At 35.8% G+C, this 9,504-nt stretch carries 8 protein-coding genes and 1 pseudogene; 5 read left to right on the plus strand and 4 right to left on the minus strand.

Annotated elements, in window-relative coordinates; genetic code table 11:
* The first annotated feature begins 52 nt into the window (after window positions 1-52).
* Complete coding sequence (locus tag AACL61_RS09755) at window positions 53-586, plus strand: GNAT family N-acetyltransferase (protein WP_003671015.1); 534 nt, start codon at window positions 53-55, stop codon at window positions 584-586.
* A gap of 46 nt (window positions 587-632) precedes the next feature.
* Here the strand turns inward: AACL61_RS09755 and AACL61_RS09760 are convergent, their stop codons facing one another.
* Entirely contained in the window at window positions 633-944 is a 312-nt protein-coding gene (locus AACL61_RS09760) for a hypothetical protein (protein ID WP_003666102.1), read from the minus strand.
* Between the two features lie 138 nt (window positions 945-1,082).
* Window positions 1,083-1,313, minus strand: a complete 231-nt coding sequence (locus AACL61_RS09765) for a hypothetical protein (protein WP_003667978.1) — start codon at window positions 1,311-1,313, stop codon at window positions 1,083-1,085.
* A gap of 197 nt (window positions 1,314-1,510) precedes the next feature.
* Between AACL61_RS09765 and AACL61_RS09770 the strand changes: the two genes are divergently transcribed.
* Entirely contained in the window at window positions 1,511-1,786 is a 276-nt protein-coding gene (locus tag AACL61_RS09770; RefSeq protein ID WP_098035135.1) for a hypothetical protein, read from the plus strand.
* 59 nt (window positions 1,787-1,845) lie between these two features.
* On the opposite strand, the gene AACL61_RS09775 is transcribed toward AACL61_RS09770, so the two are convergent.
* Both AACL61_RS09775 and AACL61_RS09780 read right to left on the minus strand, forming a co-directional pair.
* Window positions 1,846-2,337 (minus strand): DUF805 domain-containing protein, encoded by a 492-nt coding sequence (locus tag AACL61_RS09775; protein WP_339111321.1) that lies wholly within the window; start codon window positions 2,335-2,337, stop codon window positions 1,846-1,848.
* A gap of 146 nt (window positions 2,338-2,483) precedes the next feature.
* Window positions 2,484-3,271 (minus strand): annotated as a pseudogene (locus tag AACL61_RS09780) (acetoin reductase).
* 182 nt (window positions 3,272-3,453) lie between these two features.
* Here AACL61_RS09780 and AACL61_RS09785 point away from each other — a divergent pair.
* The 3 genes from AACL61_RS09785 to AACL61_RS09795 are packed head-to-tail and all read left to right on the plus strand — an operon-like array spanning window position 3,454 to window position 9,447.
* Entirely contained in the window at window positions 3,454-6,564 is a 3,111-nt protein-coding gene (locus AACL61_RS09785; protein WP_339111322.1) for a type I restriction endonuclease subunit R, read from the plus strand.
* An 11-nt stretch (window positions 6,565-6,575) separates the two neighbouring features.
* Entirely contained in the window at window positions 6,576-8,222 is a 1,647-nt protein-coding gene (locus AACL61_RS09790) for a type I restriction-modification system subunit M (protein WP_339111323.1), read from the plus strand.
* On the plus strand, window positions 8,215-9,447 hold the full coding sequence (locus AACL61_RS09795; protein ID WP_339111324.1) for a restriction endonuclease subunit S: 1,233 nt from the start codon (window positions 8,215-8,217) through the stop codon (window positions 9,445-9,447). The genes AACL61_RS09790 and AACL61_RS09795 overlap by 8 nt, the downstream gene beginning before the upstream one ends.
* Window positions 9,448-9,504: the final 57 nt, after the last annotated feature.

The following is a 9,504-nucleotide window of genomic DNA, read 5'->3' on the forward strand; positions in this document are numbered from 1 at the left end:
AGATTTATTTATAGAATACGAGGAGGCGTTAATGATGGAAAATCGAGTTACAATGAAAATCCGGAAAGCAACAATGGCAGATTTAGATGTAGTAGTAGATATTTTACGTGATGGACGTAACCAGTTAGCTGAGCGGGGCGTTGACCAATGGCAGGGGGATTATCCGAACGTTACCCATGTAAAAGAAGATATTGAGAATGGTTATGCTTATCTCGTTAAGGCAGATGATGGACAAACAGTTGGCACGTTAGCAATTGTTGAAGCACCGGATCATTTTTATGACAAACTCAACGGGGAATGGCTAATTAATACTGAAAATTATGTTGTAATCCACCGCGTAGCTATTCATTCACGGCACGCAGGAAAAGGATATGCATCCAAATTATTTTTGAGTTTGATTGAGTATTTGGAGACCGAGCGTCCAGAAATCAAATCAATTCGTTTAAGCACAAATGAAAATAATATGGCAATGCAACGGATCGCAACTAAGAGCGGCTTTAAAAAAGTGGGGACCCTCCATGGCGCCTTTCGTCCAAGTGAGTTATCTTATGTTTATGAACTGTTAACAAAAGTGCGTGTAGCATAAAAAAGGGGAAGGCGTTAAGCTTGTAACACCTTCCTCTTTACTTTTATTATTTTTCATTAATTTTCTTGGCATATTCGCGAGCGTTGTAAAGTTCGTAGACTACCCATGTTTCAATAAGGGTAATGACACAGATGAGAATAGCGGTATACATGTCTGGTAAAACAAACAGTAAGAGTAAGAAGATCCATGAAATCCATGACCACTGAGTTTCAATTGTGACGATTCGCTGAACTCGTTTAGTAGGTTCAATACGGCCAGATTGATTAAAAATGGTTCGAATTTGGTAAAAATAACGAACTTCAAAAATACTTTCGATAATAAAAATTGCCGTTAAGATGATTAATAAAATGTTCATCATAAATAAGAGTCCCTTATCTTTCAATTTATTTCTAATTTTAGAACTCTTGGGCAAGAGAAGCAATTTAGATAGTAAAAAATAGGTCCCTATCAAAGATTAAATGATAGGAACCCATTTTTAATTTTACATATCAAGAAATTAAACGTTCATTGTCTTACCATATTCATTATTAATGGTATCAACAACGTCCTTGGCATGCATATCATCTTCAACAACTGTTTCACCGTCACGAAGAGTGTACTTTACACTTTCGTCCAAGTTATCAAAGTCTACATCATTACCATCTGCATCTACAAAATTGAACTTCGAATCTTGGAAGTTCTTAAGAGCATCTGCATTAATTTCCATGATTATGCTTCCTTTCGCCATTATAGTAACACTTAATTAACGAAAATTACAGGGTTAGGGTAAAAATATTATTATATTTTACAGGAAGACATTTATTTCCTAAATTAACTTATTCGTGTTTTCGCTCATTTTTTTGATAAACAGTTTTGACTAATCCTGTACATAATTTATAATATGAGTAGGAAGAGAATTCTTGGATTGAATAGGAGGAAATAGATATGTCATTGATGCAAAATACCTCAGAAATTAACAAGACTGATAAGCAGGTGTACTTAATCACTTTATTGCGGAAGAGTACAAATATGCCACAATACATTGACCACATGATTTATGAAACTGCAGAAGGTGGTCAAGAATTTATGGCACACTTAGTCGAAGCTTTTTCACGGGCAGGTTACCGGGAAAAGAAGCTTAGCGACGATAAGTACAACCTCGATAACGGACTTGATAAGATCACTTTGCGGGGTTCATACCAACCTATTTACAAGGGATAATTAAAATTGACTAAATTAAAAGAGCTGATGCTGCATTTTGAGGCACCAGCTCTTTTAATTTAATTATTGTTTCGTAATGATAGAACCTTAACATCGTTGTCGTAGTTAGCGCTCCACCAACCTTGTTTATTGACGTAACCAGTTGGCAAGCAGAGAATCACTAAGAAGATTATATCAATGACTGAGGAAATAGTTTCCATCACTGCACTGTCGTTACTTGTAAAAATAAGGGAAAGTAACCAGAAAACCAATACGGTCCTGCCGGTCAAACCGGTATCGCGAACCCGCCGGACACAGATAGCAATTCCGGGAATAATAATAGCAATAGCGAATACTGCAATAACGAAGAGCAAGAAAATTAAGAATCCAACGCCACGATTATAGCCATTCATAATCGAAGTGACAGAAGCAAAACCAGCGATTGCTAGTAAGAAATATAAAATAACAAAAATGATGAAATTAACTAATACTGGCCACCAAAAATCCGCCCGCGTTGAAGTAGCCCGGTACTTAAAGGCGTTTTCCCAGTAGTATTTGTAAGCTTCAAACATACAATTCTCCTCCTTTGATAGGTTTGCTTTGATTATAGCATTTTGGGGGGATGTAGATTGACTTATGATTTGGGGGAGAAAAAATCCCTAGTCTTGGTAATTTTTTATCAGGGTTAGGGAGTTACTATTTTATATTGAAAATTAAATTAGATAAATTGAACTCCACCGTCAATTTGGACAGCTTGTCCAGTCATGTAGTCAGATTTGTCTGAAGCGAGGTAGGAGACAAAGTTAGCGACGTCTGATGGATGTTCAACACGACCAAGAGCAATTCCGTCAATAGCGGCCTTTAAGTATTGACCTTTTTCACCACCATTTTCTTCAACCATCTTTTCGTCGATAAAGTCCCACATATCGGTACCCACAATACCTGGGCAATAGGCATTAACCGTAATATTAAATTTAGCTAATTCCTTAGCAGCTACTTGTGTTAATCCACGAATAGCAAATTTAGTTGAAGAGTATGCTCCTAATTGTTCATAACCAATGTGTCCAGCGATACTTGAAGCATTGATGATTTTACGGATTTTATCTCCATCATCTTGCTTCCTGAATTGTTCAGCAGCGCTTGAATCCCAAACAGAACACTATCAACATTAGTAGCGTAAATTTTATGAAATTCTTCGGCTGATTCGTCTAGGAGATTACCGATTTGTGCAATTCCGGCATTGTTAATGTAAGTGTCAAGGCGTCCAAAGTTATCCACAGCAGCTTTTACAAGCATTTCATGAGTTTCCTTTTTTGAAACGTCACCAGGAGCTGCCACAACCTTATATCCTTTGTCAGCTAATTCTTTGGTTGTCTTGTCTGTTTCTTCTTTATGATAACCATTAATGACCATTGCATAGCCATCTTTTCCTAGTTGTTCCGCAATGCCCTTTCCGATACCACGACTACTACCAGTAATAACAGCAACTTTTTGTTCAGTCATAATAAAATCTCCTTTAAGTATAACCTTAATTTCTAACAACAAGTTAATTATTGCATAAATTAAAAATAAAAGGATACTTTTTTGCTAAAACTTAGTAAAATGCTTAAATGTTTTTACTTACGTTGCATAGGAGTGTTAATTTTTCTTATAATGTTAAAGAATATAAAGTTAAAGTGGGTTATTAAATGACTATTTGGAAGAGCGAATTAGCATTTGAAAATGAATTAATTAACCATCTTAGTAATTTAGGTGGAACTAAGCAATGGGAATACTTACCACAGATTAAAACAACAGATCAATTGTGGGACAACTTTAAGCGTATTCTTGAGCAACATAATCAAGACCGCCTAGAGAAACCGTTATCGCCAACCGAATTTAATCAAGTGAAGGCGATAGTCAATAAATTAAATACTCCCTATGAAGCTGGGCAGTTTCTATACGGGACTAATGGAATATCGCAAATTGAAATTGATCGTGATGATGGTAAACATGTATATTTAACAGTTTTTGACCAGGATCAAATAGGCGCTGGGAATACTGTTTATCAAATTGTTAATCAGATTGAGCGTCCAGCAGTAATTCCAGGACGGAAGAATCGTCGTTTTGATGTAACAATGTTAATAAATGGTTTACCGATTATCCAAATTGAGGAAAAAGCTGATGGTCGGGATGCTAAAGAAGCGTTAAACCAAATGCATCAATATATCGAAGAAGACCAATATTCTGATATTTTTGGCACTCTTCAAATTCTAGTTGCCTTAACACCACATGATGCACGTTACATGGCTAATACGACAGCTGACAAGTTTAATACCGATTTTGCTTTTCAATGGCAACGAGCAAAGGATAATAAACCAGTGCTAGATGCAATGCAATTTGCGGATCTAATGTTATCGATTCCGATGGCCCATCAAATGGCAACAAATTATATGATTTTGGATGGAACACCCCGTCATCAAATGATAAAGATTATGCGTCCATATCAAGTTTATGCAACAAAACGGGTCATTAACAAAATTCGTGAGCATACGTTTGGGATTGATGATCAACGAATCGGATATGTTTGGCATACAACTGGATCTGGTAAAACCATCAGTTCATTTAAGGCTGCCTGGCTTGCATCACGATTACCTAATGTTGATAAAGTTGTATTTATGGTTGATCGAGTGGCCTTAACTAACCAAACAGTTGATGAATATATGGCGTATGATCCTGAAAATACTGAAGGAAGTAATGGGGGAGTAGTTACTGATACTGCTAATCGGTGGGCATTAGCTAATAAATTGAAGCGTAAAGGAAACGGAATTATTGTAACTTCTACTCAAAAGATGGATGCAATGGTTCGAAGCAATGACTTCAAGCCTGTTGATAAGAATCTTGTCTTTATTGTTGATGAGGCTCACCGCTCAACTTCTGGAGAAATGCTGCAAAGAATTCGGAAAGTTTTTCCTAAATCGGCCTGGGTTGGTTATACTGGGACTCCTGTCTTTCCAGAAGAAAATGGTAAGTCTAAAACGCCGACAACTCGTGATATCTTTGGGGATGTTATTCATACTTATACAATTCAAGATGCCATTAAAGATGGTAATGTTCTTGGATTCAAGGTGGATTTTGAGACAACATTAACTGAAAAAGTACTGAGAGAACAATATCTGCCAGAGTATTTTAAGGCTCGCTATCCTAAGATGACAGATGAGGAAATCCAAGAACGAATCGCCAACATGAATGAAAACGACATGGACGATAAGGTTGAGCCAAGTGTCTATGATGAAAATCATAAACATGTTGAGTTGGTCGTTGAGGATATCTTGAAAAATTGGAATAAACGCTCTGTTAATAGTAAGTACAATGCAATTCTTACTACTCATGTTGGTGGCGGGAAAGCATCAACTCCAATGGCGATGGAGTATTATAACGAATTTAAGAAGCAAAATGCGAAAAGGGAACATCCATTACGAATTGGAATTACCTTTAGTCAAGATACGTCCAATGGTGATAATCAGCTAGAGACAAATGATTCTTTGCGTAACGCAATGCAAGACTACAATGAAATGTTTGGTACTAGCTTTAATGATAAGCAGGTTAAAGAATATACAGAACAAGTAGTTTCGCGATTGAATCGGACAATTGATGATGGCAAATACTTTGATCTTGTGATCGTTGTTGACCAATTATTAACGGGCTTTAATGCACCACAATTAAATACTCTTTATGTAGATCGGACATTAAAGGGTGCAGCTTTAATCCAAGCATATTCGCGAACAAACCGGGTTCAGGATATGCAAACTAAGCCATTCGGCCGAATTGTAAATTACCGATGGCCTAAACACACGGAAAAGTTAATGAAAAGTGCATTGGCAAAATATGCAAACCGCAACTCCGCTAACATTCAAGAAGAACTTTTTAACGATGAAGGTAAAAACGATGGTGTTATTGCCCCTTCCTATGGTGAAGTTAAGAAAGAGTTGCATAAGGTAGTAAACAGGTTAGCTGGTTTTTCAGAAGATTTTACTGATATCCCAGCAAGCGAAAATGCACAAGAACAAATGTACAAAGACTTACGCCAATATAACCATTTGATGGCAATTGCCAAACAAGACGATAAATATGACGATACACATCCTGAAAAATTATTAACTTCATTGGGGATGAGCTTGGATGATGAAGAAATCTTAACAACCACTTTAGCAAATCGGCTAAAAACAAAAATTGCTAAAAGGCATCATATTGATTTCTCGCAAGTTGACCTCCAAATGGAACACGTTAAAGAAGTGAAGGTCAATTGGGATTACCTTGAGGGATTGATTGTTGAAGTGATGAATAAGTATCACGATAACGACATTGAGGGCGCTAAAAAATCCGCTGAAGAAGTAAAGATTATTTCTGATAAATTAGAAGATCGGGGATATGCGGCCAAAATTCTAAGATTTATTAAGGATCTCTTCAAAGGAAAGGTTAAATTTGAATATCCTGTGCAACAAAAGCACGTTAAAAAGTTAATTGCCCAAAATAATGAAGGTCAACAACGTTCTGCCATTTTTGAGTATAAGAAAAAGTGGGGACTAGCTGATATTGAAGATTCACATTTAATAAATGAAATCTTAGATAAGCATGTCATTGGCGCCGATGACCTAAACGGAAATGGAGAGCTCGACAACATCGTCATGGAAGGCCAAGCAGTATACAAGACTGATGCTGAAGCTGAAGAAATACGAAATATGAATAGATTTAAATATAGAAGGATACTTCGTAAAAATATAACTGAATTTGCTGATGAACTAAAGAAAAAATATTAGGAGTTTTTTAATTGAGTACTACAAGAGAAATTGAGAGTCAGATTTGGGAAATGGCGAATCGCTTAAGAAGTAATATGGATGCTGGTGAATATAGAAATTACATTTTAGGTTTCATATTCTACCGTTATCTATCAGAAAATCAGGAAGAATATTTATTAAAAGGTAAAGTAGTATTTCCTGAAAATAACCAAAGTGTAAATGATGCATATTTGGGTATACCAGAAGAAGAACTAGTTGACGCATTACCTGAAATTGCAGGGGCATTAGGTTATGCAATTGCCCCTAAATATACTTGGGCATCAATTGTCGATAGAGTCAATAACAATATAATTGCACCGTCAGACTATCAAGATATGTTAGATAATTTTAATCATAATTTGAATCTTAATCATAATGCTAAAATAGATTTCCATGGAATTTTTGATGATATGAATCTTGGAAATTCTCGCCTAGGTAATACTACTGCTGCTAGAGCTAAAGCATTAACAGATATTGTTAACTTGATAGATCAAATTGAATATAAAGATGAAAACGGCAAAGATATCCTCGCTGATATTTATACTTATTTAATTCAGCAGTTTGCCACAAACTCAGGAAAAAAGGCTGGTGAGTTCTATACCCCACACCAAGTTTCAGAAATATTAGCTAAATTGGTAGCTTTAGATTTAGACTCAAAGATTCAGAATCCAGAAGTATATGACTTTGCATGTGGATCAGGCTCTCTCTTACTGACGGTTCAAGATCAAGTTCCTGGTAAGAAGTTAAAATATGCTGGTCAAGAACTAAACACGACAACTTATAATTTAGCGCGGATGAATTTAATGATGCACGATGTTCGTTACCAAAACATGACGCTAAAAAATGCAGATACGCTTGAAATGGATTGGCCTGATGGAGTAGACGAACATGGGGTAGATCATCCACATAGTTTTGACATGGTTGTGGCTAATCCGCCTTACTCTGCACGATGGGATAACAATGATAATAAGCTAAAAGATCCTCGTTTTAAGGAGTATGGAGCATTGGCACCGAAGACAAAAGCGGACTATGCCTTTCTTTTGCATGGCCTATATCACTTAAAACAAGATGGAACGATGGCAATTGTTTTGCCACACGGGGTTCTATTCCGTGGTGCTAAGGAAGCTCAGATTCGGAAAGCTTTATTAGAGAAAAATCAGATTGATGCAATTATTGGGTTGCCAGCAAATTTATTCTATTCAACTGGAATTCCGACAGTTGTACTTGTCTTAAAGAAGAATAAAGAAAATAAAGATGTATTGTTTATTGACGCAAGCAAAAACTTTGAAAAGGGTAAGAACCAAAACGTCTTACGAAAAGAAGATATTGATAAGATAATTGATACATATAAGGAAAGAAAAGACGTTGATAAGTATGCTCATGTGGCAACGATCGATGAAATTAAAGAAAACGACTATAACCTTAATATTCCGCGATATGTTGACACATTTGAACCCGAACCACCAGTTGATCTTGGGAAGTTAACAAAAGAAATGGAAGAGACTCAAAAAGAGATTGAACAGACCCAAGGTGAGCTTTTGGGGATGATGAAAGAGCTAACTTCAAAAGACGAGAAGACCCAAAAAGACTTAAACGAATTTATCAAAATGTTAGAAAACGAGGTAAAGCGTAATGGATAAAAAGCCCGAAAAATTGGTGCCTGAAGTCCGTTTTAAAGGATTTACTGATGATTGGGAGCAGCGTGAGTTGGGAGACATCACAAATTATATAAAGGGTTATGCTTTTAAATCAGCAAGTTATCAAGCAAAAGGGAACGTATTATTGATTAGGGCTTCTGACTTAAGTTCTGGAACTCTTGCTTTTTTACCCGACAAAAAGTATTTACCATCCCAATTTTTAGAAACGTTTAAGAGATATAAGTTAAATCAAGGAGACATAGTAATAACTACTGTAGGTTCTAAGTCTACGATGAAATCTTCAGCAGTTGGAAGACCCATATATATAAACTCTAATAAACCATATTTATTAAACCAAAACTTAGTTAAAATAACAGTTAATGACTCTATTAATTCATTCTATTTGTATAATCAATTATTAAAATCTAAATACAAATATTTTGTCTCGACAATTGAGCGTGGCAATGCGAACCAAGCTAATATTACTATTCACGATTTGTGGAAGTACAAAGCCTTTTTAACTTCTGAACTGGAAGAAAAACAGATAGGCCATCTTCTTCTAAAACTAAATCAACTTTTTTATCTCCAGCAACGAAAATTGGAACAACTTAAACAGCTTAAAAAAGCGATGTTACAACAATTATTCGTTGATAAAAATAACAAACAACCTAACTTGAGGTTTAAAAACTTTAAGGGTAATTGGGAACAGCATAGGTTGGAAGAAGTTGCACAAGTTACGATGGGACAGTCTCCTAGTAGTAAAAATTATACAGATAATCCAAACGATTATGTGCTTGTTCAAGGAAATGCCGATTTAAAATCAAATAAAATTTCTCCTAGAGTTTGGACAAAAGAAGTAACTAAACAAGTGCATAAAGGAGAAATTATAATGACTGTAAGAGCGCCTGTTGGTTATTTAGCTATGGCAAACATGGACGCAGTTATTGGTCGAGGAGTTGCGGCTATTGATGGAAATAAATATTTATATTATTTATTACAAACAAAACTAATGGATAGGACTTGGGAAAAGCTTAGTTCAGGTTCTACTTTTGAATCAATTAGTTCAAATGATATTAAAAATTTAGAAATTAAAGTTACAGAAACTGAAGAAGAAAAATTGATAGCCAAGCTTATGGATACGGTAACTTATTTTGTCACCCTCCAAAAAAACAAGCTTACTCAACTAACTACCTTGAAAAAGTATCTCTTACAAAATCTTTTCATCTAAAAAGCGATATCAGTGTTAACTTCGCTGGTATCGCTTTTTGTGTGCGCCCGGCATGGG

The organism is Limosilactobacillus reuteri subsp. porcinus, from assembly GCF_036621895.1.
Classification (GTDB): Bacteria; Bacillota; Bacilli; order Lactobacillales; family Lactobacillaceae; genus Limosilactobacillus; species Limosilactobacillus reuteri_J.